We start from the raw sequence: 24,549 nt of genomic DNA on the forward strand, positions 1-24,549 counted from the left end.
TCCCCACGGTGCGACCACCCTGGCACCAGCCGGACGTGTTGATGAACCCGGTGGTGCCCCTGACGGCCGCGTGTGGCGGAATCGACTCACCATCTACGCCCCGACCGCCACGTTGGTTCGCACGCGGGTGAATCTCCCGGCCGAACTTCGTCTCGCCCCATTCGAATCTGACGTCCCACCGTTGCCCCGCCCGTATAACTTGTCAACTCTCCCCACGACCCGAACCCGCCCGGCCAGGGAGCCGCGTATGCACAACCTCGAATTTGTTCTGTCCCTGACGACCGCACTGGCGGCGGCCCTGGCGCTCGGCTACGGCACCCACCGCCTCGGTCTGTCGCCGATCGTTGGCTACCTGTTGGCCGGTGTTGCCGTCGGGCCGCACACGCCCGGCTTGGTCGCCGACGTGAAACTCGCTGAGCAACTCGCCGAGATCGGCGTCATCCTGCTGATGTTCGGCGTCGGGCTGCACTTCCACGTGGACGAACTCCTCGCCGTGAAGCGGGTGGCCGTGCCGGGGGCGATGGTGCAGTGCCTGTTCGCCGCCCTCCTCGGCACGATCGTCGGCAAGGCGTTCGGTTGGAGTTGGCCCGCGAGCGCCGTCTTCGGCCTGTCGATCTCGTTCGCGAGTACCGTGGTACTGACCCGCGTCCTCGGCGAGAGTCACGACCTGCACACGTCGCTCGGCCACATCGCCGTCGGCTGGCTGATCGTGCAAGACCTGTTCGCCGTGATCGTGCTCGTTCTGCTGCCGGCTTTCTTCGGGGAAGAAGCCGTCGAAGTGTCGAAACTGCCGCTCATCCTCGGACTCGCCGCGGCGAAGGTCGGCGTGCTGGTCGTGACGGTGCTGCTGGCCGGGGGGCGGCTCGTGCCGTGGCTGTTGCGGTACGTCGCCGCGACGCGGTCGCGCGAACTCTTCACGCTCACGATCCTGGTCGTGGCCCTCGGCATCGCAGTCGGGTCGGCGACGTTCTTCGGCGTGTCGATGGCCCTCGGCGCGTTCCTCGCCGGGATGGTCGTCGGCCGGTCCGACTTCAGCGTGCGGGCCGCGACGGAAGCCCTCCCGATGCGGGACGCCTTCGCCGTGCTGTTCTTCGTCTCGGCCGGGATGCTGTTTAACCCGGCGCTCATCGTGCAGTCGCCGCTGCTGGTCCTCTCGGCCCTGGCCGTGGTCCTCGTCGGCACGCCGCTGGTCACGCTGGCGGTCGTGCTGTTGCGCGGCTACCCCGTCGCCACCGCGGTCGGGTTGGCCCTGTCGCTGACGCAGATCGGCGAGTTCTCGTTCATCCTCGCGGCCATGGGAAAGGAATTGAAACTCCTGCCCGACGAGGCGACGCAGACGATCGTGGCGGTGGCCCTGGTGACGATCTCGCTGAACCCGCTCATCTACCGGCTGGCCGATTCGATAACCGCGTGGGCCGGGCGAAAGCCGCACCTGTGGCGGTGGCTGGCGGCGGGGCCGAAGCAAGACCTGCCGGACGGGCCGAAGCCGAGTGCGGTGGACCCCGAACACCGCGCGGTCGTGGTCGGCTACGGGCCGGTCGGGCGGACGGTGTCCCGGTTGCTCCGCGAGAACGAGATCGAGCCGACGGTGATCGAGATGAACATCGAGACGGTGCGAACCCTCCGTTCGCAGAACGTCCCGGCCGTCTACGGCGACGCGGCCCACCTGGAAACGCTGAAGGAGGCGAAGGTCGGCGAGGCGGGGAGCCTGATCTTGAGTTCGTCCGGCATGAAGGGCACCGAGGAGGTGGTCCGGCTGGCCCGCGAGTTGAACCCGAAGATCCGCGTGCTGGCCCGGTCGAGCTACGTCCGCGAGTTGAGCGCGATCCAGGAGGCGGGGGCCGAGGTCGTCTTCTCCGGCGAGGGGGAAGTTGCCATCGCCCTGACGGAAGCGATCCTCCAGCAACTCGGGGCCACGCCCGAGCAGATCGACCGCGAGCGGGCGCGCGTGCGGGCCGACTTGGTAGTGATCCGCAAAGACGAAACGCCCCGCACGACCGACGGCACGGCGCAGCCGTCGTTGTGACGGCGGGGGACAAACGCTCGCGTTCCTGCAACATTCGCCACCCGCGGCGGTATCCTCCCGCGTCCTCTCCGCCCTCCTTCGGATGAACGGGTCATGCACACGAGCAAGCTCTTCGAACCGCTGTCGCTCCGGTCGGTCACGCTGCGGAACCGCATCGGCGTCTCGCCGATGTGCCAGTACAGTTGCGACGACGGATTCCCGACCGATTGGCACCTCGTTCACCTCGGCTCGCGGGCCGTCGGCGGGGCGGGATTGGTCATGGTGGAAGCGACGGCCGTCGCCGCGGAAGGCCGCATCTCGCCGAGCGACGCCGGCATCTGGAAGGACGAGCACACGGCCGCGTGGAAGCGGATTGCGGAGTTCATCGCCGCACAGGGGGCGGTGCCCGCGATGCAACTGGCCCACGCCGGCTGGAAGGCGTCCACCGATGCCCCGTGGCTGGGCGGCAAGGCCGTTTCCCCCGAACGCGGCGGATGGCAACCCGTCGGCGTCGGCAACAAGCCGTTCGCAGCCGACTACCCCACGCCACGGCAACTGACCGTTGCCGAACTCGACGCCCTGTGTGCCGCGTGGCAAAGCGCGACCCGCCGGGCGCTCGCCGCGGGCTTCAAGCTCATCGAGGTTCACGCGGCCCACGGCTATCTCTTCCACAGCTTCCTCTCGCCGGTCTCGAACACGCGGACCGATGAGTACGGCGGTTCCTTCGAGAACCGCACGCGGCTCTTGCTGCGGGTCGTGAAGGAAGTGCGGGGGATCGTGCCGAAGGAACTGCCGCTCGCGGTACGGCTGTCGTGCAGCGACTGGATCGACGGCGGGTGGACGATCGACGACTCGGTCCGGCTGTCGAAGGAACTGCGGGAATTCGGCGTGGACCTGATCGACTGTAGTTCCGGCGGCATCTCGCCGACGGCCAAAATCCCGGTCGGCCCCGGCTACCAGACGGCGTTCGCCGCCCATATTCGGCAGCAAGCCCACGTCCCGACGGCCTCCGTGGGCATGATTACGGAAGCCCATCAGGCGGAAACGATTCTGCGAACGGAGCAGGCTGACGTGGTGTTACTCGCCCGTGAGTTGCTCCGGGACCCGTACTGGCCGCGGACCGCCGCGGCCGCGCTCGGCGACAAGCCCGAAGGGTGGACGCCGACGCAGTACGCCCGGGCATGGTGAGGCGCTACTTGCCCTTCGGGGCGGCTTCCTTGAGTAACTCGTCGACCTGCGCGGTCATGCTCTTGTACCCGGCGTCGCCGAGTTCGCCCTCCCACCGGTAGCGGACGTTGCCGGCCTTGTCCACGAGGTACACGCACGGCCAGTAACGGTTGCCCCACGCCTGCCACGTCTTCAAGTCGTTGTCCACGGCGATGGCGAACGTCAGCTTATTCTTCTTGGCCCGCTCCTTGATGCGGGCCACGTCCTTCTCGGCGTCGAACTCCGGCGTGTGGACGCCAACCATGACCAGACTCTTCTCGTCCTTGTACTTGTCCTGCCAGGCGACGTAGTGCGGGTAGTTGTGGATGCAGTTGATGCACCCGTTCGTCCAGAAGTGGACGATCATCACCTTCCCCTTCTGGTCGGCGACTTTGATTTCCTTGGCGTTCACCCACTCCGTGATGCCGGTGAACTCCGGGGCGGGGATCACCTTGTCCTTCTTGTCCTCACCGCGGCCGAGGGCCACCCACGCGCAGAGGCCCAGCACCAGAAGCGTCCTCGTCAGAAACAGTTTGACGTTCATCGTCGCTCCCCCCGGGAAGAATCCGCTCACAGCCCAGCGTGCCAGTCGTACCCGCGCTCGGCCCAGTAGTCGGCCGGGCGGTCGTCTTCGAACCGGATCGTGTTCAGCCACTTGATGTTCTTGATGCCGTACTTCACGGTGATGATGAGCCGGAGCGGGCCGCCGTGGTCCGGGGACAACGCCGCCCCGTTCATGCGGTCGCACAGGAGCGTCTGCGGGTGCAAGGCGCTCGGCGTGTCGAGGCTGACGTAGTACGCCCGGTCCGGGGTGGCGAACGAGACGTACGGGTGCCACACACCGTCGGTCCGCCGGCCGAGTCGGTGGGCGGTCACAAAATCGGCCAGCCGCACGCCGCCCCAGGTGACGATCTGGCTCCAGCCCTCGATGCACTTGAACTCGGTCGTCATCTCGACCCGCGGCAGCCCGGCGAGGTCGGCCAGCCGGAACACGCGATCGACCCAATTGGGTTGCGAGGTCGTCACCGTCCACGCGGCCGGGTCGGTATTGCCGGGTTGCCCGACGGGGCCGTTCAGCTTCATGTCGCCGGCCCGGTTGGCCGGGAATTCCGGGGCCAGGCCGTCACTTCCCCAGAGCCGTTCGTTGAACCGCTGCACGGACCGCAACGGCCACGAAATGCCGTCGACTTTCGACCGCGTGCGCAGCCACGTCCACCCCAGGAAGCCGCCCGCAGCCGCGATGCCGCCGCGAACGAACCCGCGGCGGGTCAGGCGGCGCATCGCCGCATCGGGGGCAGCACTTCCCGACGGTTCAGGAAGCGGCGACGGGTTCGGGTCGGACATCGGTCGTCACCTCATTGGAAGTCGGGACGAGTTCATACCCGGTCACCATGCCGCGGAAGTTATTCCACCCGGCTTTGATCACTTGCGAGACGTGGACCAGGACGAACAGAACGTACCCGACGGTCAGGGCGAAGTGTTCCAGCCGAGTTGCTTCGTACCCGCCCAAGAGGAACGTCAGTCCCGCGAGTTGAGTCGGTTTGTAGATCGCCAGACCGGTGACGACCGACCCGGCTCCCATCAGGAGGACGCCGCAGTAGGCCAACTTCTGGGCCGCGTTGAACTTGCCCAACGGTAGCGGTTGTTTCCGAATCTTCAGGTCGTGGAGCACGACGTGAAGGGCTTCGATCGGCGTGCGGCGGTTTGGCCAGAGTTCCCGCCAGTGCCCGGACCAGACCGTGTACGCGACGAACGCCAGGCCGTTGAGCGCGAACAGCCACATGAACGCGAAGTGGAACGCCATGCCGGTCGAGAGGCCGTGTTCCAGGTCGAGCGCCTGATAAAACCAGTCCGGGAAGAACTTGACGAGGACGAAGTTCCCGACGGCGATCTGGTACGGGTCGTAGGCCCAGTAGATGAGCAGCCCGCTCCAGATCATGACGGCCAGAAGCGGGACATTCACCCAGTGCAGGTAGCGAATCGCCCGGTCGTGCTTGTGTGCGAGGCGAAGCATCGACTCACCTGTTAGTTAATTCTCGCCGGTCATTTTGTCGTCCGTCATCTTATTCCCCTCCGTCATCACAACCGCCCCGGCACGGCGTTCCTGATACCGCATCGGGAGAAATCCCGCCGGCCAGGGCGGCCGATGATCGGAAGGAACCTTTCGACGGTGTCGCGAACGCGAACATCGTCGTGGGCGGAAGTGTAGTGGCGAGAGGCCGACGCGGTACTAGAATATCCGCACACTTTTCCGAGGAACCCACCCATGCCAACCCTCGCCGACTCCCACGACGCGCTGGCCGAGTCCGTAACTGCCCTTCGCCGGTTGGCGGATTACACGCTGCCCGTCGAGTTGGACCGTCGGATCCTGGACCTGAGCCAGAGGAAGGAAGACCTCACGGCCGAGGAACGGGCCGAACTCCTGGCCTGGGTGCAGTTCAGTCAGCAACGGTCGCTCGAAAAGTTCGGGGCCACGGTCGCGTTGGAACGACTGGCCGTCGCGTTCCCCGATTTGGCAAACCCGACGTGAGCGCGTTCCCCTTTTGTGGTGATCCGTGATCGCCGCCCGAGGGGAGACCACTGCGGAAACGGCCCCTCTCTACCACGACCGAGGACCACGTTCCCTATCCCCTTCCCCGGCGACTACTTTTGTAAAAATTTCCGCGCCCGCTTACCGCCATTCCGCGCCACTAGAGATGAAGGATACCCAGATGGAGAACGTCCTTCATGAAGCCTCGATTTCGTCCTTCCCTCACCGCGCTTGAGCAGCGTGACACCCCGGCCGCTCTGTTCGCGACCTCGGACCAGTCCGGCGTCGTCACGGCCTATTCTTCGGATACCTGGAGCCAGGTGTTCCAGGTCACGCCGTTTAGTGACGTCACCGGCCCGGTCCAGGTCACGACGGCCGACGTCAACGCCGACGGCACGGCCGACGTCATCGTCACGCCCGGCCGCGGCGGGGCACCGACGGTGAAAGTTTACAACGGTACCGACGGCAGTTTGCTCACGTCCTACACCGTCGGCGATCCGAGCGACACCAGCGGGGCCAGCGTCGCGTCCGCGGGAACCGATGCCAGTGGCAACGCGCTCCTCGTGACCGGGGCCGTGGACTCCGGCGTGGGAACGGTGCGAATCATCAAGGCGTCCGACGGGACGGTGGTCGACAAATTCGTTCCGTTCGCCGGGTTCACCGGCAGTCTCAGCGTTGCGACGGCGGACCTCGACAAGGATGGTACCTCGGACATCGTCGTGGGTGCGGCCTACGGCGGCGCGCCACGGGTGACCGTGTTCAGCGGGGCCAACCGGGATACGCTTTTCGATACTTTCGCCTTCGAATCGACGTTCACCGGCGGCATCACAGTCTCAGTCGGTGACCTGAACGGCGATGGCGCGGCCGATGTCGTCGTCTCGGCCGGCAATCTCGGCGGCCCGCGGGTGCAAAGCTACGACTCGACGACGTGGCAAGTGTTGCAGAACTTCTTCGCGTTCGATTCCACTGAGCGGAACGGCGTGCAGGCGTCGGTGGGGGCCACCACCGTCGGCGGCACAAACTCTCTGATCGCGATGGACGGCAACACCGGGGCGATGGCCGCGTTCGACCCGACTACCGTGACGACCATCACCGCCCCGACCTTCACCGGCCTGCCGGGCTCGGTCGCGGTCACCACGACGGGGCCGGTCGCCATTGCCGCGGGCGACGCGGGCATGACGGACACGCTGCCGGACCTGACCGCGGCCGACTGGCAAACGCTCGACAGCGGCGTGCAAATCCGCGACGTCACGACCGGCACCGGCACCGCCGTCACGGCGGCCTCGACGGTCGAGGTGTACTACACCGGATGGCTCAAGGACGGCACGGTGTTCGATTCCGACCGTAGCCCGAAGGCCGCGGTGTCGTTCCAACTGACCGGGTTGATCCAGGGCTGGCAGGACGGCCTCATCGGCATGAAGGCCGGCGGCATCCGACAGATGATTATCCCGTCGTCGCTCGGGTACGGCAGTTCGGCCACCGGCAGCATTCCCGCGAACTCCGACCTGGTGTTCGAGGTGAAGCTCGTGTCGGTTTCGTAACGCCGTTCAACCTCTCCCGATCGCTCCCCAGCCAAATCTCGATCCCCGGAACGGTCCGGGGTCGGGATTTGGCATTCGCGTTGCCAAGAGACTGACATCCGCCGGATCATTCTCATCATCGAGGGTGTTATGGCCATCGCCCCGGACCCGTTGAAAACCTACCCGACCGACTTCGATCTCAGCCAATTAAGCGAACTCAGTGCGGCCCTGAAGAACCGACTCTTCGACGCGCCGCTTCAGCAACAACCCAGTTTGTCGCAGTTCGGCTGGTCGGTACTCGACCACCTCAACATCCGTTTGGTCGACCTCCTGCCACGCGGTTTGACCGCGGCGATCGTGAAACAGTTGTGTGAAGAGATCGGGCGGCGCTTTTTAGCGGTCGTGCTACCGGCGGCGGATAATTACGAACTTCTCGACGCCAAGCACGTCGCAGAGTACCTCACGGTACTCAATCGCCAGCCGCCGGACGCGAGTGCGATGTCGGCGGCCTACGGCAGTGCCCGTCTGCGGGCGTTCTCCGGCGACCGCCGGCTGGTCTACCGGATGGCCGGGTACCGCGGACAACCCGGCGACCCGCTGGCCGACCACCTCATCGCGGAGGTCGTCCGGCCGGCGGTTCAGGCGGTCACCGCCGTTGCGGCACCATCGGCCTGAGCGATCACGCGAACCCCATCTCCTTCAGCACAGTCTCGTACCGCAGCCACGGAATCGGCCGCGTCGGGACGGGCGTGGACCGCTTATCGAGGGCCAGGTCGAGGAGGTACATCGTTTCGACGTACTGCGTCTTCTCGCCCTTCGCCCGCAGCTCCCGCAGCTGCGCTTGCTCCTCTTTGAAGCGGCGGGCCATTTCCAACAGCGTCAGGACGCGCGGGCCGTCCGAGCGGTGTTCGGTCTGCACGTCGCGGCACGTCGCCCATTCTTCGAACAGCATCAGGTCGGCGACCGAGATCAGCAGCACCGTGATCGGCTGGTGGTGGGCCAGCCCGGACGGCTCGCAGCACGGGGCCATCACGTAAAGGTCGTGATCGAAGGCGTGGTTGCCGACGCGGTCGCAGACGAAGTTCGTCAGCGTTTCCAGTAGGTACGAGCCTTCCGCGCCGTCCATCGAGATCAGCGTGTGCCGCGGCGTGACGTGGGCAGCCCTGTGAGCGAACACGCAGGCCAGGTGGCCGTTCGGAATGACGCGGGCCAGTTGGTCCTGACCCAGCGAGCGGATGCGGAGCGCGTGCGGCCGCGGCCGGCCGGTGTCATCGTCTTCGGTTTCGACGATGTGGTGGGCAATCACCACCGTGTCGCGGGCGTCGCCCTTCAAGATGCGGCGGCGTTCGCAGTGCCGCTGCCAGCGGGCGACGAGGCGGGCGATGATCGCCCCCAGCACAAGGCCGAGCAGAATACTCGCGCCGCGGAACCCGAACTCTTCCCAGATCGTGGCAAACATGGGACGTGCTTCTTTCTGAGAGACGGCCCTTATGAGTGCCGCTCTCAGAAAGAGTATTCGTCGGGTGCGAGGGGAGCTTTATGAGAAGCCATAACCCCTCTCGGGCGTATCGGATGGGGACAAATCAAACCGACTTCCGCAGCCTCAACACCGGCCGCACGAGCAGGACCAAAATGGCCAACGTCATCGCGGCAGCCCCGAAGAACAGGAACCGCGGCAGGTGGTGGTTGTCGTAGTCCGGCGTCGGCGGCACGCCGGCGGGGACGAGGTCGTAATGTGTGACTTCGCCGATCACGTACTTCGACACGTCTACGTCCTGATCCTTCCGGTCGAGCGCGATGTCCTTGTGCAGTTCCAGAATGTCCCGACTGCGACCGCCTTCGAAGATGTGCTTCACGACCTGTTCGAAGGAACGCGCCTCCTGCGGCCGTGGCTTGCGGCCGCCCTCCACACGGGAGCCGTTCTCGGGCGTCACTTCGAAGTACACCGGCCGGCCGTGGAGCAGTTCGAGGTCGGTCAGCTTGCCGCTGACGACCGCTTGGCGGTTCGTCACCTCCGGCGACAGGCCGAACTTCTGCGCCAGGAACACGACGCCGAAGAACAACAGCGAGGCCGAGATCGCGCCGACGATGTTGACGGCGTTGCTGGCCGCGATCATCTCCCCCTTGCGCTCCTTCGGAGCTTTATGTTGGAGGAGCGTGAACAGCGGCACGATGTAGAAGCCGGTGAAGAAGCCGATGGCGACAATGCAACTGACGAGGATCGCCACTTCGTCGATGAACGTGGCCGCGCCGACGAGGGCGAGGATCATGCCGACGGCCCCGAGCAGCACGAGGCGGAGTTCCACGTGGCGACCGGACAGCCACCCCGCCGCCGGGCTGCCGAGGCCGATGCCGAGGGCCACGCTACCGACGACGACACTGGTTTTGAGTTCGTCCCACCGCGGGTTCTGCGATTCGCCGAGCATGTACACGGCCGCCCGCATGAACGCGACCACGAACGTGAAGAACGCGATCCCCTGGGCCGCCAGCCGCAGGGCCGGGACGGCGAACAGTTCCTTCACGTTGCCGACGATCGGGCCGTAGATGTACGGCGGGAACGGCAGCGTTGGGTTCGCGGCCTGCATCTTGCGGATGAGGAAACTCGCCAGCGCGCCAACGACGGCGAGGCCGAGGAGAATGACGCCAATGACGAGTTCGTTGCCGAGGAAGAGGTACGACAGCACGCCACCGGAAACGGTGCCGAGGATCACGGCCAGGAACGACAGCGATTCGAGCAGGCCGTTGCCCTTCGAGAGCAGGTGCGGCGGCAGAATCTCGGGCATCACGCCGTACTTGGCCGGGACGAAGAACGCCGAGTGCGTGCCCATCAGGAAGACGGTGCTCAGCACGACCCACGGGCCGAGTTCCGGGTGCCCGTTCCGGCCGAGGTAGAAGCCGAGGAGGGCGACCGCCGTGATGGCGATCTCGGCGAGCTTCCAGAAGACGAGGGCGTTCCGCTTCGAGTAGCGGTCGGCCAGCCACCCGGCGACGGTGCAGAAGATCGCCCACGGCGCGTAGAACAGGATCGGCATCAGCGAGATGGCGGCCCGCTCCGTGAGGGCTTGTGTGTTGATCGCGAAGAACATCGCGGCCGCGTGGATGGCCTGGTCGTTGAATGCGGCGAGGAACTGCGCGACGAGGAGGCCGATGAAGTTGCGGTTCGCCAGCGTGCCGTGGATGCGCAGGAACGTGGACGGCGATTCGGGTTCGTGCATCGTGCCCATACTTGCGGACCGTGGGGAGAAGTAACACTTCATGATACGGGGCGGCAGGTGCGATGAAACCCTCGTGCCCAATCGCCGGCCGGGGCGTAGACTTCTCGGGACGGAATCCGAACGGAGGTTTTGATGGATTGCATCATTCTGGCGGCCGGTAAGGGCACGCGGTTGCAGCCGCACACGCTGACGACGCCGAAGCCGCTGCTGCCGGTCCAGGGGCGGCCGATCCTCGACTGGATCATCGGGGCGCTCCCGCCGGTCGATCGGTTGGTGGTGGTGGTGAATTACCTGGCCGAGCAGGTCGAAGAGTATCTGCGACGGCAGACGCACGTCAAGAACTGGGCCACGGTGCGGCAGGAACAGCCGCTCGGCACCGGCGACGCGCTGATGAGTTGCCGGGGGCAGGTGTCTTCCGACCGGGTGATGGTCCTGAACGGCGACGACCTGATCGGCCGCCGCGACCTGGCGAACTTGGCCGCCGTGCCGATGGGCATTCTCTCGCACGCGGTCAACGAGCCGGACAGCTTCGGCATCCTGTTCCGCAACCCGGACGGCACACTCCGCGAAATCATCGAGAAGCCGAAGGGACTCACGCCGCCCCAGTTGGCGAACATCGGCGGCTACCTGTTCCCGAAGCGGGTGTTCGACTTCACGCTCACGCCGTCGCCCCGCGGCGAGTACGAGATCACGGAAGCGGTCGGAATGCTCGCGGCCGAAGGCGGCTTCCGGGTGGTGGAGGCGTCGTACTGGCTGCCGATCGGCACCGTGGAAGCGTGGACCGCGAGCCAGACCGCCGACGTGTCGGCGGTGCGGTGACGGTCACTCGTCCAGCGCGTCGCCCAAAACTTCTTCGTTCACGTAGATCGGCACCTTGGCGGTGACGGCAATCGGAATCGCGTCGCTCGGGCGGCAGTCGATTTCCACCAACTCGCCGGCCTGCCGCACGCGGAGTTTCGCGAAGTAGGTGTGGTCGCGCAGGTCGCTAATCATCACGTCCTGAATTTCGCCGCCGAGGTGCTCGATCGTGGACAGGATCAAGTCGTGCGTCAGCGGCCGGGGCGTTTGCTCGCCGCGGATGCGCCGGCCGATGCTCACCACCTCGAAAATGCCGATCACGATGGGGAACGCCCGCTCGCCGTCCACTTCCTTGAGAACGATGATGTGGTGGTCGTCGACCACGCTGCTGATGATCCGGCGAAGTTCCATCTGAATCGGCACGGCGGCCTCGGGTGCGCGGAAGGGGGCTTGCGGAGACTATAAAGCCGAAGCGGGGAAAGGGTCAAGGGCCGGAGGGGCAAACCCATCAACGGCGAACGGCCGGGAGACGTGCTCCCGGCCGTTCGCCGTTGACCAAGCCCGTGACGGTTTCGCCACGGCTTTGGTCAATTTCGTTGGATTAGTTGCGGACGGCCGGGTTGCGGGTGCGGATGATGCCGGTGCCGCCGTAGACCGTCAGTAATGCCCCCGACACGAGCAAGATGCCCGCGAACAGGAATTGCATCATCGGGATGGCCGCTGCGTTCGGGGCTTCCGGGGCGTGGGTCATGGTCGCCCCCGTCAGGTATTGGAACGCGGTGAACAAACCGGCCACGATGCCAACAATCAGGAGTATTGTGCCTGTCAGTTTCATGATTGGACCTCACTCATTTCCGCGAAGGGACTCACGACCGCAAACTTATCGCGAGCAGGTTGCGGTTTCATACTCCAAGTCGAGTTGGGGAGATCATCGAACGGACTCATGTCCGAAAGCTGCTCGGCGATCATGCCGTTGTGCTGGTCGAGAACGCCGACGAGCTCCGCGTAAAGCAATTGAAGTTCTTCATCCGCCCCGCCCGCGTCGCACACCGAGCGGACTTGCGAGCAGAGTTCGTTCATATCGATCAAGTGCTGATGGAGTTGGTCGCGAATCTGCTCGGCGGCTTCGCCCCGCAGTTCGTCGCGGCCTTCGATCTCATGAGTGGCGGGTTCCAGCATCGTCAGACTCATGGAAAACTCCTGCAACACGGTCAGCAAGGGGGTCAAGTGGGTCGCGAATCAATCCGCGGCCGACGAGTGACATCACGCAGGAGGTGTGCCAAAGCGGGATTTCAGTTCGAGAGGCGTTTTCAGGCGATTTCGATGGATTTGAGCCGAATCTGGATAAGCAGGGAAATACCCAATGGTGTGAGATCAGCCGCCGAAGCGGGGGAAGAATCGAGGTGAAGCGATTATACAAGGAAGGGCAATTTTATGGAGGCGTTCGCCGCCATGGGCACGCGGACTGCATGATTCGCTCCCCTCTCCGACGCAAGAGTTGCGAAGGGCCGAGACGCTCCTATGAGTGGCTCGAAAACATCACCATCAAAGGGCAGCACCATGAAATTTCTCCTTCCCACCACGGCGATCGCGTTCGGCTTGTTGGTCGCCACCGGTTGCAACCAGAGTTCGCCGGGCGGACATGCGGAAACCAAGTCCACGACCAAGTCGGGCGACACGTTCACCTTGAAAGCCCCGACCCTTGCGACCACCATCAAGCAGGGCGACAAGCAAACGATCACACTGACCGTGGACCGCGGCTCAGACTTCAAGCAGAACGTGAAGTTGAGTACGGGCGCGCCGAAGGGCCTCAAGGTGGACTTCGCGAACACCACGGTGAACTCCAGCGACAAGGCGGACGTGTCGGTGTCGATCACGGCCGACAAGGACGCCCCCGTTGGCGATCACACCATCAAGGTCGTCGGCAAGCCCGACTCCGGGACTGACACCAGCGTGGACGTCAAAGTGAAGGTCGAAGCGACGAAGTAACGACAAGTTTTCATCCGCCGCGGGGCCGGGGTTTCAAACCCCGGCCCCGCGGTTTCGTTTGACGGACTCTGGCAGACGGATCGCTCGAATGCACCGGTGGTAACAGTTCGACCGCCCGGGTAGTTTCGAGAATGTGCGACGCCTGTGCCCGTCGCGTTCTCGATCTGCCCACTCTCCCGACACGGCGGGAAGGGATTCGCCGGCCGACGCCGGACGATGGTTACGGGTGAAGGACCGCGTGGGAAGGACCGGATTCCCCGCCCAGGAGGGTGACCGATGGCCTTGCGACTCGCCTTGTTTTTTGGCTGCTGGTGTTGGCTTGCCTCGGACGCGACCGCTCAACCGGACGCCAAGAAGAAACCCGACGGCAAGCCGTCCACCGTCACGGCCGCGATCACCTTGCAGGACGTGAGCATCAACGAGTTGATCGAAAAGACGCAAGTGAAACTCGGGTACAAGGTCGGCGGCAAAGTCACGGTCAAGGCGAGCATCACCGTGAACCTCGACGACGCGACCGCCGCCAACGCCTACACCATCCGCGGTAAAGTCACGTCCAACGAACTCGAACTCGAAAGCCTTCACGTCCGCGATCTGTCGGCCGAGGTCGTTTACGTGAACGGCAAACTCACGCTCACGGCCCTGCACGGCACGATGTTGTCGGACGACCCGCTCGACAAACCCGGCACGTTCACCGGGACGGCCACGGCCGCGATCGATCCGAGTGGCGACCTGACCGCCGACTTGAAACTCACCAATCTTCCCCTCGGCGAACTGCTGAAAGCGGTCCCCGGTGGCGTGCCTGTGATCGGGGCGGTGAACGGCAAGGCCGAGTTCCGGGCGGCGATCAGTACCCTGAGCGACACCGCGACGTGGGTGGCATCGGCGGACCTCGTCTCCGGGCAACTCCGCGCCTACGAACGCCTGATCCAGAACCCGAAGTTAAAGCTCGCGGTGAAGGACGGCAAGGCCCGCCTCACCGACGTGTCGGCCACCGTCGAGGGCATCCCCCTCACGGGCGACGGCACGCTCACCCTGACGGGCAAGTACCCGTTCACCGCGACCGTTCGCACCCAACCGCAGGAGGTCAGCGAGTTGCAGAAACTCGCACCGGAACTGCAAGTGCCGGTCGCGGTGAAGGGCAAACTCGAAACCGAGGCGACTGCCACCGGCACGCTGACGCCGTTCGAAGTCTCGGCCTCAGGCAGCATCTCTGCGAACGACCTGACCGTCGGCGAGGTTCCCGGCAAGAAGTTCGTGGCAAAGTGGGCCGTCACGCCGGAGCACTTCACTGTGACCGGCCTCGACGCCGAGTTGTTCAACGGCAAACTCAGCGGCTCGGCCGGCGTGCCGCTGAAGGCCGACAAGAAGGGCGAGTTCGCACTCACCTTTACCGACATCGACGCGAAGACCGTCGGGGCCGTGTTCCCCAAGATTCCTGTCCGAGTGACCGGGCAAGTGACGGGAAAAGTCGCCGGCACGATCCCGGTTGCGAAGCCGAATCAGCAACGGTCGCTGACGGCCGACCTGAACCTCACGTCCGACAAGCTCACCGTGCAGGGCATCCCGGCCGAGAAGTTGGTCGGCAAACTCTCGCTCGACGGCACGGCCCTGAAGTACGAGTTGGAGGGCAAGACACTCGGCGGGTCGTTCGAGATCAACGGCCGCTACCCGGAGCAAAAGGATCAGCCGGCCGCCCCTGCTGCCGAGGACAAGAAAGGGTCGCTGCGCATCCGCAACATCAGTCTCTCGCGGCTGGCGGAAGCGTTGCAACTCCGCGGCGTGCCACTGCGGGGCCGGATCGATCTTAGCTTCGATTTCTCAGACGACCTGACCGAAGGCAGCGGCCGGTACGCCATCCGTAGCCTCGGCTACGGCCGCGAACGGCTCATCCCGGAGTTCGGGGGCCGCGTCCTCCTGCGGAACGGACAGTTCGAGTTGGCCGACTCGACCGGGCCGGTTGCCGGCGGTACACTCCGGGCTCGCATCCGGGCGAGCCTTCAGAACCCGGCGCGGAACTCGTTCCGACTCGACATCGAGCGAGCCGACGTGAGTCGATTCCTGACGGCTTTTACCACGCGGCCGGATCTGGTCGAAGGCGGCGTGTCGCTGACCGTGCGTGGGAAGATTTACCCCGATTTCCGCGCCACCGGCACGCTGAGCCTCTCGCACGGCCGGTTAGCCGGTCTCATGGCCAGCGACGTGCGAGTGCCGTTCAGTGTCACGGCCCGCACCAGCGGTGTGCAGATCGTCGTTCGCGACGCGACGGGGATGATCGGCAACGGCCGCGTGGCCGCCCAGTTCGAATCGCAGTGGGGGGCGACCGGCCACCTGACGGGTCAGGTGCGGTTCACCAACGTGAAGATCGGCAACATCCTCTCGGACTTGCGGCAGTCGAACTACTTCGGCAACGCCCGGGCGACCGGCCGGATCGACATTAGTGGCGAGAACGTCCTTTCGGTCGACGACCTGAAGGCAACGGTCGTGACCATGCTCGATCAGACCAGCGGCCGCGACCTGCCGCTTTTCACGCAGATCGTGCCGTTCGTGAGCCCGACCGCCCTGCTGAAACCGTTCGACACGGGCGAACTGCGGGCGCGGCTGTCCCGCGGCGTGTTTCGCATCGAGCGCCTGACCCTCGCCAGCCCGAACACCGACCTGTACGCCGACGGCTCGGTGAGTTTGAACGGCCGACTCGATTTAGCCATAATCATTCGCACGGGGCAAATCGGCGTCAACACCTCGTTGATTCGTCAGATCGGCGCGCTCGCCACGCCGTTGCCGCTTCAGGTCATTCGGGCGGCCAGCGATCTGCTCTCGAACAGAACGGTCCGCCTTACGGTCACCGGTATGACCTCCTCGCCGCAAGTGCAGCTCAACACGGCCGCCCTTCTGACGGAAGAGGCGATCCGCTACCTGCTCCGCCAAACGGTCATCGGGTCGATCGTGACCTCGCCCCAACTCACGCCACGCTCCAACCCGTAAATCGGCTCAACCGGTAATCTTCGCAAAAGAGGCAGTATTCGTAAGGCAGGTCGTGCCGATAAGAGGGGTAGTGCCCGTACGGAGACTACCCATGGCGCGACGGTATTCGTTGGCTTGTTTGCTTGGACTGGCAGTTGTCTGCCCCTGGATGACCGGCTGTGGCTCGCTCGGCCAGAGCCTCGGCATCTCGTCACCGCGGTACAAGTTGATTCCGCAGGCCGACGAGTTCCGCGAGGGGAATGTTCCGCCGCCGGTCCTGGCCCGCGAGTTGGCGAAGACGCCGATGGCCGAGTACCTCGTTGAACCGGGCGACGTACTGCTGATTCAGCCCGTGGAACTCGATTCGCCGATCCGCATTCCCGCCGATCAGCCGGTCCTCCCGGACGGCTCCATCGAGATCGGCGAGTACGGCCGCCCCATCGTGACGGGCAAGACCACCGCGACGATCGAACAGGAAGTCCGCTCGATCATCAAGGCGAAGGAGAAGAAAGACATCGCCGTGACCGTCCGCCTCGTCGGCCGGCAGAGCAAGGTGTACTACGTCCTCGGGGAAGTGAACTCGCCCGGTTCGTACCCGCTCAGCGGCCGGGAAACCGTTTTGGACGGCCTGATGGCGGCCGGCGGCCTGTCGCGGCAAGCCCAGGAGCGGAAGATCATCCTCGTCCGCCCCACACCGTCGGACGGCTGCCGCGAGGTCATGCCCGTTTGCTATTCGCAGATCGTGCAACTCGGCGACACCACGACGAACTACCAACTGCGGCCGGGCGACCGCATCTTCGTGCCGAGCGTGACGACGCTGGAAAGCATCTGCCCGTCGCGGATCAAGACGCCGTCGTGCTGCAAGGCTCAGTACCCCTGTGCCCGCGGCGGGGCGGCCGGGTGTGCCACGAATACGTGTGCAACCCTGACCCCGGTCGACGGCCCGGCCGTGATGATTCCGCCCGTGCCGGACGTAAAGTAACCCGGCACGGCGATTGCTCCCTGGTGGCGTTCGACCGGCACCAGGGAGTTGTCATGAAGCGCCTTCGGAAAGTCTTCTTGTGGGTTCTCGGCATCACCGGCGGCCTGATGGTCGTCGCGTGGTTCGGGCTGAAAGCCTACATCAACAGTTCCTACGCCCGCCAGACGGCCGCCACTCAAATCAGCGATATCGTCGGCCTGCCGGTCCTCGTCGAGAGCCTGAGCGTGGGCACCGGTTCCACGACCGCTTCCCTGCGCATCACCGACACGGCGTCCGAAACCCCGGCCGAGTTGCTCAAAATCGGTGCACTCGAAACTGACATCTCGCTCATGGACCTCGTTTCCGGCCGCGTCGCCCCGACGGCGGTGACGGTCAAGGACGTGGAGTTCCTCTTGCGAATCGACGCGGACGGGAAAATCCTGTCCCCGCTGCCGAAGGCCAAGGCCGGCGGTCCGGGCGAGACGAAGACGATCCCGACCGTGCAGTTAGTGAACGGCCGCGTGCGCATCCAGCAAACCGGCCACCCCGAGTTCGATCTGACGCGCGTGAACGCCAAACTCCAGCGTGACGGCGACGCCTACGCGCTGACGGGCGACGCCGACGACCCGAAGTGGGGCAAGTGGACGATCACCGGCCGCATCACGACCGAACCCGCCGGGGGGCAGTTCCAACTGCACACCGATCAGGCCACGGCCAAAATCGATCTTCTGAAGAGCATCCCTTACGTGCCGATGAACGTCTGGGACGAGATCGTGCCGGAAGGGCCGACCGCGGCGACCGTTACCCTGGGCTATCAAACGGCGGGCGGCTTCGGATACGGCGTTGACCTGAAACCGTTGCGGGCTTCGCTGACGATCCCCGAAGTGTCGGCGACACTGACGGACCTGGAAGGGCACATCACGATCGGCGGCGACAAGGTCACGATCCAGAAGGCGCACGGCACCCTCGCCTCCGGCACGCTGACGGCCGAAGGCGTCTACGACTTCGCCAAGCCCACCGGGGTCTTCAAGAGCAAGGTCACCGCTCAGGGCGTGGCCGTCGAGCAGTTGCCGGAAGTCTGGGGTCTGAAGCGGCGGAAGATCACGGGCAAACTCCGGGGCGATGCGGACCTCGAATTGCACTTCCCTCCGGCCGGCCACGTCGACACCCGCGGCAACGGCCGCGGGGACATCGAAGGCGCTAAAATCGCTGGCATCCCGGTGACGATCAAACTCAAGATGACCGGCGGAAACGGCCGTTACGAGTTCGAATCCGATCAGCCCGCCGACCCAAAGTAGATCGGCCGACCACCTCCCACTGGCGACGGCTCGCGCCTTGGGAGGTGACCTCCGACGATGAAGCGGATCTGCCTCAACACGACCGACGATCCCAAAGCACGCACATCCTCGCCATCTTTCGCAGCCATTACACGCCGCCGACTCGACTTGAACTTGAACCAGTTCTGACAGAAATGGCGGTTCGAATTTTTTGCAATCGGCAGACGACTTCCTTGATTCCGGCATTCAGGCGTGGAGGTTGCTCTACCTTTCATTCGGGGGCATTTTGCACCATTTCCCTGTAACCTTTACCGGAGTACGAACCCATGCTGAGCGCACGCGAACTGGCGAACCGCCTCCGCGAAACCCGTCTGACGGCCGGTGATTGGTACGACACGACTGCGATCGAGGCTACGGAACGGTTAAGCCTTGATGACCTGCAAACAATACGGCAAATGGTGCGGGATGCCGGGTATGAAGGGATCGAAGTGGAGCCGAAAGTTCGCCGCGTTCACTCGCTCGTCGTGGGCCAAATCGGGGCCCTCGCGGACAGCATGCCGGCCGACGGGGCCGATTGAAAATTCCACAAACGTTTATTCTTTTTACAACGGGGCGTCCGCGGGAGGAGCGACTTTTTTCACTCCCCCTGCGAACGCCCCGGTTGTTTTTACTTGTCGATCTTTTTCCCACAGGCGGAAGTCTTCCGCCACCCCAACCGGACGCTCAAACTTACTTGACTTGCGCGGGCGTTTCGAAAGCCACCCCGGCGAAGGTGCGGACAAACTGGGCAAGCGGCACACGGAAGCGGCCGTCCTTCGTCGGGTAGCCGTGCTCAAGGCCCGGGGTGCCCTTCGGCGTGAAATTCTGGCCGTGCGGGTTCCACAGGCCAATCTCGTCTGTCTTGGCGTCGTACCCCGTGACCGCGTAGGCGTGGTTGCCGTTAACGCCGGGTGTGGTCACGCCGGTGGCCGTGCCGCACGTCACCAGCCGCGACGCGGCAAACGTTTCGGTCAGTAACTTGCGAAGTTCCACCAACTTCGCCTCCCGTTCCTTCTCGGTCGTCGCCGCTTCCTTCGCGTACTTGCACGAGAACCGGACGATGGCGTGGCCCGTCACGACTTCGATCATCGTGCCGGCCGACCCGCCCTTCCCGAGCAGGTCGATGAGCGACGCCTTCTCGGTCCCTTCGGACTTGGCCTTCTCCAACCGTACCAGCCCGATGGCCTTCTCGTAGACGTTCACCCACAAGCCGTCCGCCCCGGCCGACGCCGTGAGGGCCAGTTCCGCGTCCGTGGGGGCCGGCACAGCAATGTCTTTCGTGCCGAGCTTCACGAGGAACGAGCCGTCCTTCTGCTGGCGAATCATCTTCACCACGTCCTTCGGATCGCGGCAGACCATCGACCCCAGCGGGGCGAGGCAGAAGCAGTCGCCGAGCTTGCCCTGGTTCAAGTCGTCCAGGTTCGGCGTGCCCTTCGCGAAGAGTTCCCGGTTGGCCTTCGTGATCTTGGTCAGGGCCGAGGCGTACATCGCGTTCAGGTCGGGTTGATCCTTCGCCGGCTTCGCGGCCGCGAACTGCGTCGTCGCGTCCTGCGTCAACGGCGGCAACTTCGCGGTCTTGCTCCGCATCGCCCGCTTGAGGGCGACGACGGCCGCGGCTTCCGGTCCCTTCACCTTCGGGTCGGACACGGCGTGGTCGATCTCCTCGCGGGACAGCGTCCCGTCGTGGTCGCGGTCCCAGCGGGCGAACGAGCCTTTGACCTGCTCGGCAAACGTCGGCGGCGCGGCCGGGGCGTCAACGGCCAGAGTCAGTGAGGGGACGAGGAAGCCCAATGCGAGGGCGACGGAACGTGCGGTCATGGGTGGGATACTCGGGGAAACCGGAGAGGCTTCTACGGGAGATCACGACGAATCGCGCCGTGGGGTGACAGGGAAAGGGGTGAAAGCTGTACCGGGGACATCCTACCGCCCGGTCGCGGCGGCGAGGTACTCGGCGGGAAGTTCCGTGACCTTCCGCACCTCGATCTTGCGGAAGAAGACTTCGCCCTTCACCGACTGGAACCGGATGCGGCCGCGGGTGAGCGGATGGTCCGGCGGGTCGGCCCGGCGGGACCGGGCGAGGGCCAGGACGGGCGTGCCGTTGATGACGTGCAGGGCCGTGTCGCCCAGGCAAACGAGGGCCGCCCGGTTCCACCGCCCGACCGGGGCTTCCTTGTTCGTGTGCGGCGGGATGCTCCGGCCGGCCGGTTCCACGGACGCGATCTTACCGTCGCGGATTTCGCCCACGTCGATGCGCAGGAGGTCGTTCAGCCGCAGATAGCTGCCCGCCCGCTGAAGGTGCAGTTGCATACCGTGCGTCCCCTTCGACCCGAGCGGCCCGCCGCAGTGGTAGCGGATACTCGCGAGGTGGTCGCCCGTGGCGGTGCCCCAACGGTATTCGAACTGGAGGTGGAAGTTCTCGAAATCCCGCTCCGACTCGACCGACCCCAGGCCGGTGCCCGACGCCCGGAGGGCCGGGCCGCCTTCCATCTCGACCATGCCGAACTCGCTCGCCGGTCCGGCCCCGATGGGCGTGCCGCCCTCGGGAACGACCGGCCGCCACTCGTGCATGTCCTGCCCGTCGAGCAGCGGCTCCCAGGCGTCGTGGCGGGCGAAGGGGGCCTGTGCGGATCGGTTCGGAACGGGATTCACGTTGGGGGACGCGAGAAAGAACGAAATCCCGCCGGCGATCGCCAGCATCGCCACCGCCCCGCCGACGGCGGCCAGGGCCTCACGCCAACGACGGGGCCGCGGCGGGGCGAGCAGTGCTTCGAGGTCCGCCAGCACCGCGGCCGCGTTCGGGTAGCGGTCCTCGGGGAACGGGGCCATCGCCCGCCGGACGATACGGGCCACGGGTTCCGGGATCTCCGGGTTCACCGCCCGCGGGTCGGGGGCCGGGTGGCGGATTTGATCGGCCATGATCTCGGTGACGGTCGTGCCGCCGAACGGCGCGCGGCCGGTCAGTAGTGCGAAGTAGGCCGCGCCGAGGCCGAAGACGTCGGTCCGCTGGGTGATGGCCCCGGTGGCCCGTTGTTCCGGCGACATGTACGCCGGCGTACCAGCCGCGAGGCCGAAAGCCGGTGTCGGCGAGTCCGTTGCCGAGAGGCTGAAGTCGCTAAGTTTTGCCAGCACGGTGCCCGACGACGATTCCGCTTCCGGGGCTGATGGGCCACCCGGCAGGAGGACGTTCCCCGGCTTGATGTCCAGGTGGAGGAAGCCGGCCGCGTGGATGGCCGAGAGCCCGCGGCAGACGTCCACGATGATGCGGGTGGCCAACCGCCAGTCGAACGGTCCGTCCCGCTCCATGCGCTCCGCCGCCGTGCCGCCGGCGATCCGCTCCATGACCAGGAACGTCACGCCGTCGGCCTCGCCGACTTCGAACAGGGCCACCACATTCGGGTGAAGTAACTGCCCCGCGAGCCGGGCTTCGTGGAGCAACCGCTGGTGGGCGTGCGGGTCAGCCGAGAGGCGGTCGGGCAGCACCTTGATCGCGACCTTGCGGTCGATCAGCGGGTCGGCCGCCTCGTAGACAACGCCCATCCCGCCGCGGCCGAGTTCGCCCGTGAGGCGATACTTCCCCAGCGTGCCGCCGACGGCCGGCTTCGCCGGGCCGAACGCCGCCCGGACGACCGGCTGCGAATCGGGAAAGCGGTCGAGGTACTGCGCCGGCGTCGGCGTCTCACCGGCCGCCCGCCGGAGTTCGAGTTCGACGGCCAGCAGTTCCATCAAAAGGGCGTCGCGAAAGCGGGCTTCGACTTGCGGGAGGTAGTCTTCGATTCGCGCGCCACGGCCCGCCTCTTCGAACGCCTCACAGACGGCATCGACCCGCCGCTTCGCGTCGATCGGCAGGTCGAAGAACGATTTCGAGAGTGAGAGCGATGAGGTCATGGTGAAGGAGTTATTCGTTCACTTCTCAAGTCGGCCGTTGATGTTATACGCTGGTAACTTCATGCTGAAATTTGTCGCGGCAGTTGTCGTCGCGAGTGCTGTTTCCCCGGCCGACATTAACTTGATAATCACCGAAAACTGCCGGGTCGGAAACTTCGTGTCATGATTCGTGTCAACGCCGTGGGATTCGAGTGAGGCGATCTGGATGGAGAACTTATTCAGTTTGTCTTTCCATTCGTGGTAAAGCGCCCCAGTGATCGCTACTTGCAAGGAGTCTTTCTCGCCGAACCGGAGGCTGCCAGTCTTACTTCGAACACGCTGGTCAACAACGTATATTTGACACTGTTTGAGCGACTCTGCGATCTTGTCGCGTGCCGGTGCTCCCGGATTGAACAACCCGTCGATATCTACCTTGCTCCTCGCAAAGCCGTCACCCAAGTTAAACGGCCCGATTACAAACAGCTCCTTCGTGTCGCCCTCCACAGGTTCAATGGCGTTCGCAGTCGGCGATGCGGATAGCAAAGCTGAGATTCCTGCTCCCGTCAGGCCAATCAGGGCGGTTCGGCGGCTCGGATCCTTCATGGCTTTTCCGCTACTTATTCTGGACTCGGCGATACTACCGCATCCGCTTCCCAGATGTCGCGGATGAGGGCCAGCCGCCGCATGACGGTGCGCGTCGTGCAGTTCAAGCGGGTGGCGATCTCCTCGTTCGTGTGGCCTTCCAGTTTCAGGCGGGCGATGGTCCGCAAGTCGTCATCGTCCAGTTTCTCGAACATCCCGCGAATTTCATCCGTGACAACCGCTGCGAGGGCCGGGTCGGTCGTTCGGTCGGCGACGTCGTCGGAAATCGCCTGCGTCGGGCCGCTGCGCTTCTGGGCGGTCTGCCACTTCCGCCAGTCCACCGCCTTGCGGGCCGTTAGCACCACCAACAGGTGCCACAGGTCGTCGCGGCTGGCGAGCTTGGCGAAGCGGTTCTCGGTAGCGGCCCGACAGAACTGGAAGAACGCCGAAAGGGCCACGTCTTCCGCGTCGGCCTTCAGCCCCGGCAGGCGGCCGACGGCGAGCGAAACCATGCGCTGAAAGTAGCGGTCCCAGATCGGGCTGGCCGCGTCCGATTCGCCGGCGGAAAGCCGGTTGATCCAGGTGGTGATCGAGCCTTCGTCGGCCATCGCCCCGGTACGGTGTGAGGAACGGAGAGGGCGAGAGTGGGAAAAATTATCGTACCAAATGTTCCGACCCGTGTCACAGTCCAAACCCGGTTGTCGTGATAGGGTTTGTAGGGCCGTGCGAGCAACCCTCTCTTCGCTCCCGCTCGCCGCCCGACGACGAACCACCTTTTCGGGGAGAGAAGAATGTCCCGCCCACTGTCACTCATCGCCCTGCTGCTGATCGGCGGGTTCGCGTCCGCAGAAACGCCGGCCGGGAAACCGGTTCGGGTCGCGGTGTTCGCCGGCGAGGGTGCCCGCAAGACAAAAGGCCCCGTCAGCGAAGTGATCGACAAGCTGCCCGGCTACGAGACGCAGTTGGTGACGGCCGAGGAGATCCGCGGCGGCAAGCTGAAGGAATTCCAGGTGCTCATCCAGCCCGGCGGCAGCGGGTCCGGCCAGGCGAAAGACCTCGGCGAAGACGGCCGGGCCAAGATCAAGGAATACGTCAAGAACGGCTCCGGGTACATCGGCATCTGTGCCGGGGCGTACCTCGCCAGCAAGAGCTACGACTGGTCGCTGCACATCCTCGACGCCGAAGTCGTGGACCGGGCGCACTGGGCCCGTGGCACCGGCAACGTCGAACTGAAGTTCAGCCGCACCGGCAAGGACTTCTTCGCCGCGAAGGGCGAGACGGTCGGCATCTACTACGGCCAAGGGCCGCTGCTCGCCCCCGGTAAGGACGCGGGCATCCCCGATTACGAAGAACTCGCCGCCTACGAGACGGAGATTCACAGCAAGGGCGGCGCTCAGCCCGGCGTCATGAAGGGCACGACCGCCGCCGCCCGCGGCTCGTTCGGCACCGGCCGGGTGTTCTGCTTCAGCCCGCACCCCGAAAAGACGAACTCGGACCAGACGCGAGCCATGCTCAAGGCCGCCCTCGACTGGACCGCCACGAAGTAATCGTTCGCTCCATCCCGGCGACTCTCCTCGCCTTATCCGCCCGCATTCATCCGCA

24 protein-coding genes are annotated in these 24,549 nt (G+C 65.1%); 12 read left to right on the forward strand and 12 right to left on the reverse strand.

The window, feature by feature from the left end:
* Window positions 1–247: 247 nt before the first annotated feature.
* Both PX52LOC_RS38660 and PX52LOC_RS38665 read left to right on the forward strand, forming a co-directional pair.
* The gene (locus tag PX52LOC_RS38660; RefSeq protein ID WP_149115088.1) at window positions 248–2,026 is read left to right on the forward strand and encodes a cation:proton antiporter; all 1,779 of its coding nucleotides are present in this window, start codon (window positions 248–250) and stop codon (window positions 2,024–2,026) included.
* 93 nt (window positions 2,027–2,119) lie between these two features.
* On the forward strand, window positions 2,120–3,193 hold the full coding sequence (locus PX52LOC_RS38665) for an NADH:flavin oxidoreductase/NADH oxidase (protein WP_149115089.1): 1,074 nt from the start codon (window positions 2,120–2,122) through the stop codon (window positions 3,191–3,193).
* Between the two features lie 4 nt (window positions 3,194–3,197).
* On the opposite strand, the gene PX52LOC_RS38670 is transcribed toward PX52LOC_RS38665, so the two are convergent.
* Genes PX52LOC_RS38670 through PX52LOC_RS38680 form a run of 3 tightly spaced genes read right to left on the reverse strand, consistent with a single transcriptional unit; the run spans window position 3,198 to window position 5,225 of the window.
* A complete protein-coding gene (locus PX52LOC_RS38670) occupies window positions 3,198–3,755 on the reverse strand; it encodes a redoxin domain-containing protein (RefSeq protein WP_149115090.1) in 558 nt (185 codons plus the stop codon).
* Window positions 3,756–3,781: 26 nt separating this feature from the next.
* Window positions 3,782–4,555 (reverse strand): molybdopterin-dependent oxidoreductase, encoded by a 774-nt coding sequence (locus PX52LOC_RS38675; RefSeq protein ID WP_149115091.1) that lies wholly within the window; start codon window positions 4,553–4,555, stop codon window positions 3,782–3,784.
* The gene (locus tag PX52LOC_RS38680; RefSeq protein ID WP_149115092.1) at window positions 4,524–5,225 is read right to left on the reverse strand and encodes a cytochrome b/b6 domain-containing protein; all 702 of its coding nucleotides are present in this window, start codon (window positions 5,223–5,225) and stop codon (window positions 4,524–4,526) included. Before PX52LOC_RS38680 ends, PX52LOC_RS38675 begins: the two co-directional genes overlap by 32 nt.
* A 252-nt stretch (window positions 5,226–5,477) precedes the next feature.
* Between PX52LOC_RS38680 and PX52LOC_RS38685 the strand changes: the two genes are divergently transcribed.
* From PX52LOC_RS38685 to PX52LOC_RS38695, 3 genes are all read left to right on the forward strand, one after another.
* Window positions 5,478–5,741: a hypothetical protein gene (locus PX52LOC_RS38685; protein WP_149115093.1), complete on the forward strand. Its 264-nt coding sequence runs from the start codon at window positions 5,478–5,480 to the stop codon at window positions 5,739–5,741.
* A 197-nt stretch (window positions 5,742–5,938) separates the two neighbouring features.
* Window positions 5,939–7,282 carry an FKBP-type peptidyl-prolyl cis-trans isomerase gene (locus PX52LOC_RS38690; RefSeq protein WP_149115094.1) on the forward strand — a complete coding sequence of 448 codons (1,344 nt, stop codon included), beginning with the start codon at window positions 5,939–5,941 and terminating at the stop codon, window positions 7,280–7,282.
* Window positions 7,283–7,411: 129 nt separating this feature from the next.
* Window positions 7,412–7,936, forward strand: a complete 525-nt coding sequence (locus PX52LOC_RS38695; protein WP_149115095.1) for a hypothetical protein — start codon at window positions 7,412–7,414, stop codon at window positions 7,934–7,936.
* A 4-nt stretch (window positions 7,937–7,940) separates the two neighbouring features.
* On the opposite strand, the gene PX52LOC_RS38700 is transcribed toward PX52LOC_RS38695, so the two are convergent.
* Complete coding sequence (locus PX52LOC_RS38700) at window positions 7,941–8,720, reverse strand: hypothetical protein (RefSeq protein WP_149115096.1); 780 nt, start codon at window positions 8,718–8,720, stop codon at window positions 7,941–7,943.
* Window positions 8,721–8,844: 124 nt separating this feature from the next.
* Window positions 8,845–10,476 carry an MFS transporter gene (locus PX52LOC_RS38705; protein WP_168219482.1) on the reverse strand — a complete coding sequence of 544 codons (1,632 nt, stop codon included), beginning with the start codon at window positions 10,474–10,476 and terminating at the stop codon, window positions 8,845–8,847.
* A 132-nt stretch (window positions 10,477–10,608) separates the two neighbouring features.
* Between PX52LOC_RS38705 and PX52LOC_RS38710 the strand changes: the two genes are divergently transcribed.
* Window positions 10,609–11,295 carry a nucleotidyltransferase family protein gene (locus PX52LOC_RS38710; RefSeq protein WP_149115098.1) on the forward strand — a complete coding sequence of 229 codons (687 nt, stop codon included), beginning with the start codon at window positions 10,609–10,611 and terminating at the stop codon, window positions 11,293–11,295.
* A gap of 3 nt (window positions 11,296–11,298) precedes the next feature.
* Here the strand turns inward: PX52LOC_RS38710 and PX52LOC_RS38715 are convergent, their stop codons facing one another.
* From PX52LOC_RS38715 to PX52LOC_RS38725, 3 genes are all read right to left on the reverse strand, one after another.
* A complete protein-coding gene (locus PX52LOC_RS38715) occupies window positions 11,299–11,697 on the reverse strand; it encodes a bifunctional nuclease family protein (protein WP_246173605.1) in 399 nt (132 codons plus the stop codon).
* Window positions 11,698–11,875: 178 nt separating this feature from the next.
* Complete coding sequence (locus tag PX52LOC_RS38720) at window positions 11,876–12,109, reverse strand: hypothetical protein (RefSeq protein ID WP_149115099.1); 234 nt, start codon at window positions 12,107–12,109, stop codon at window positions 11,876–11,878.
* Complete coding sequence (locus PX52LOC_RS38725) at window positions 12,106–12,501, reverse strand: hypothetical protein (RefSeq protein ID WP_149115100.1); 396 nt, start codon at window positions 12,499–12,501, stop codon at window positions 12,106–12,108. Before PX52LOC_RS38725 ends, PX52LOC_RS38720 begins: the two co-directional genes overlap by 4 nt.
* Before the next feature lie 333 nt (window positions 12,502–12,834).
* Here PX52LOC_RS38725 and PX52LOC_RS38730 point away from each other — a divergent pair, with 333 nt between their 5' ends.
* The 5 genes from PX52LOC_RS38730 (at window position 12,835) to PX52LOC_RS38750 (ending at window position 19,040) form a co-directional block, all read left to right on the forward strand.
* Window positions 12,835–13,263, forward strand: coding sequence for a COG1470 family protein (locus PX52LOC_RS38730; protein ID WP_149115101.1), 429 nt, complete (start codon window positions 12,835–12,837; stop codon window positions 13,261–13,263).
* A 276-nt stretch (window positions 13,264–13,539) separates the two neighbouring features.
* Window positions 13,540–16,245, forward strand: coding sequence for a hypothetical protein (locus PX52LOC_RS38735; protein ID WP_149115102.1), 2,706 nt, complete (start codon window positions 13,540–13,542; stop codon window positions 16,243–16,245).
* A gap of 91 nt (window positions 16,246–16,336) precedes the next feature.
* Window positions 16,337–17,206 carry a polysaccharide biosynthesis/export family protein gene (locus PX52LOC_RS38740; RefSeq protein ID WP_149115103.1) on the forward strand — a complete coding sequence of 290 codons (870 nt, stop codon included), beginning with the start codon at window positions 16,337–16,339 and terminating at the stop codon, window positions 17,204–17,206.
* Window positions 17,207–17,259: 53 nt separating this feature from the next.
* A complete protein-coding gene (locus PX52LOC_RS38745) occupies window positions 17,260–18,483 on the forward strand; it encodes an AsmA family protein (protein WP_149115104.1) in 1,224 nt (407 codons plus the stop codon).
* 305 nt (window positions 18,484–18,788) lie between these two features.
* Entirely contained in the window at window positions 18,789–19,040 is a 252-nt protein-coding gene (locus tag PX52LOC_RS38750; RefSeq protein ID WP_149115105.1) for a hypothetical protein, read from the forward strand.
* Window positions 19,041–19,191: 151 nt separating this feature from the next.
* Here PX52LOC_RS38750 and PX52LOC_RS38755 read toward each other — a convergent pair whose 3' ends face one another.
* The 4 genes from PX52LOC_RS38755 to PX52LOC_RS38770 all read right to left on the reverse strand — a co-directional run bounded on the left by PX52LOC_RS38755 (window position 19,192) and on the right by PX52LOC_RS38770 (window position 23,555).
* The gene (locus PX52LOC_RS38755) at window positions 19,192–20,319 is read right to left on the reverse strand and encodes a C2 family cysteine protease (RefSeq protein WP_149115106.1); all 1,128 of its coding nucleotides are present in this window, start codon (window positions 20,317–20,319) and stop codon (window positions 19,192–19,194) included.
* Between the two features lie 102 nt (window positions 20,320–20,421).
* Entirely contained in the window at window positions 20,422–22,386 is a 1,965-nt protein-coding gene (locus tag PX52LOC_RS38760; RefSeq protein WP_149115107.1) for a protein kinase domain-containing protein, read from the reverse strand.
* Between the two features lie 18 nt (window positions 22,387–22,404).
* The gene (locus PX52LOC_RS38765) at window positions 22,405–22,968 is read right to left on the reverse strand and encodes a hypothetical protein (RefSeq protein WP_149115108.1); all 564 of its coding nucleotides are present in this window, start codon (window positions 22,966–22,968) and stop codon (window positions 22,405–22,407) included.
* Between the two features lie 14 nt (window positions 22,969–22,982).
* Complete coding sequence (locus PX52LOC_RS38770) at window positions 22,983–23,555, reverse strand: ECF-type sigma factor (protein ID WP_149115109.1); 573 nt, start codon at window positions 23,553–23,555, stop codon at window positions 22,983–22,985.
* Between the two features lie 183 nt (window positions 23,556–23,738).
* On the opposite strand from PX52LOC_RS38770, the gene PX52LOC_RS38775 reads away from it, so the two are divergent.
* Window positions 23,739–24,494, forward strand: coding sequence for a BPL-N domain-containing protein (locus PX52LOC_RS38775; RefSeq protein WP_149115110.1), 756 nt, complete (start codon window positions 23,739–23,741; stop codon window positions 24,492–24,494).
* The last annotated feature ends 55 nt before the right edge of the window (window positions 24,495–24,549 follow it).

The organism is Limnoglobus roseus, assembly GCF_008254045.1.
Classification (GTDB): domain Bacteria; phylum Planctomycetota; class Planctomycetia; order Gemmatales; family Gemmataceae; genus Limnoglobus; species Limnoglobus roseus.

Bases quoted from the DNA above. Each gene is read 5' to 3' on its own strand.
- PX52LOC_RS38765 (WP_149115108.1), bottom strand. From the start codon at position 22,968: ATGAAGGATCCGAGCCGCCGAACCGCCCTGATTGGCCTGACGGGAGCA.
- PX52LOC_RS38680 (WP_149115092.1), bottom strand. From the start codon at position 5,225: ATGCTTCGCCTCGCACACAAGCACGACCGGGCGATTCGCTACCTGCAC.
- PX52LOC_RS38710 (WP_149115098.1), top strand. From the start codon at position 10,609: ATGGATTGCATCATTCTGGCGGCCGGTAAGGGCACGCGGTTGCAGCCG.
- PX52LOC_RS38770 (WP_149115109.1), bottom strand. From the start codon at position 23,555: ATGGCCGACGAAGGCTCGATCACCACCTGGATCAACCGGCTTTCCGCC.
- PX52LOC_RS38745 (WP_149115104.1), top strand. From the start codon at position 17,260: ATGAAGCGCCTTCGGAAAGTCTTCTTGTGGGTTCTCGGCATCACCGGC.
- PX52LOC_RS38760 (WP_149115107.1), bottom strand. From the start codon at position 22,386: ATGACCTCATCGCTCTCACTCTCGAAATCGTTCTTCGACCTGCCGATC.
- PX52LOC_RS38755 (WP_149115106.1), bottom strand. From the start codon at position 20,319: ATGACCGCACGTTCCGTCGCCCTCGCATTGGGCTTCCTCGTCCCCTCA.
- PX52LOC_RS38735 (WP_149115102.1), top strand. From the start codon at position 13,540: ATGGCCTTGCGACTCGCCTTGTTTTTTGGCTGCTGGTGTTGGCTTGCC.
- PX52LOC_RS38685 (WP_149115093.1), top strand. From the start codon at position 5,478: ATGCCAACCCTCGCCGACTCCCACGACGCGCTGGCCGAGTCCGTAACT.
- PX52LOC_RS38705 (WP_168219482.1), bottom strand. From the start codon at position 10,476: ATGCACGAACCCGAATCGCCGTCCACGTTCCTGCGCATCCACGGCACG.
- PX52LOC_RS38665 (WP_149115089.1), top strand. From the start codon at position 2,120: ATGCACACGAGCAAGCTCTTCGAACCGCTGTCGCTCCGGTCGGTCACG.
- PX52LOC_RS38740 (WP_149115103.1), top strand. From the start codon at position 16,337: ATGGCGCGACGGTATTCGTTGGCTTGTTTGCTTGGACTGGCAGTTGTC.
- PX52LOC_RS38720 (WP_149115099.1), bottom strand. From the start codon at position 12,109: ATGAAACTGACAGGCACAATACTCCTGATTGTTGGCATCGTGGCCGGT.
- PX52LOC_RS38660 (WP_149115088.1), top strand. From the start codon at position 248: ATGCACAACCTCGAATTTGTTCTGTCCCTGACGACCGCACTGGCGGCG.
- PX52LOC_RS38695 (WP_149115095.1), top strand. From the start codon at position 7,412: ATGGCCATCGCCCCGGACCCGTTGAAAACCTACCCGACCGACTTCGAT.
- PX52LOC_RS38675 (WP_149115091.1), bottom strand. From the start codon at position 4,555: ATGTCCGACCCGAACCCGTCGCCGCTTCCTGAACCGTCGGGAAGTGCT.
- PX52LOC_RS38775 (WP_149115110.1), top strand. From the start codon at position 23,739: ATGTCCCGCCCACTGTCACTCATCGCCCTGCTGCTGATCGGCGGGTTC.
- PX52LOC_RS38730 (WP_149115101.1), top strand. From the start codon at position 12,835: ATGAAATTTCTCCTTCCCACCACGGCGATCGCGTTCGGCTTGTTGGTC.
- PX52LOC_RS38690 (WP_149115094.1), top strand. From the start codon at position 5,939: ATGAAGCCTCGATTTCGTCCTTCCCTCACCGCGCTTGAGCAGCGTGAC.
- PX52LOC_RS38750 (WP_149115105.1), top strand. From the start codon at position 18,789: ATGCTGAGCGCACGCGAACTGGCGAACCGCCTCCGCGAAACCCGTCTG.
- PX52LOC_RS38700 (WP_149115096.1), bottom strand. From the start codon at position 8,720: ATGTTTGCCACGATCTGGGAAGAGTTCGGGTTCCGCGGCGCGAGTATT.
- PX52LOC_RS38670 (WP_149115090.1), bottom strand. From the start codon at position 3,755: ATGAACGTCAAACTGTTTCTGACGAGGACGCTTCTGGTGCTGGGCCTC.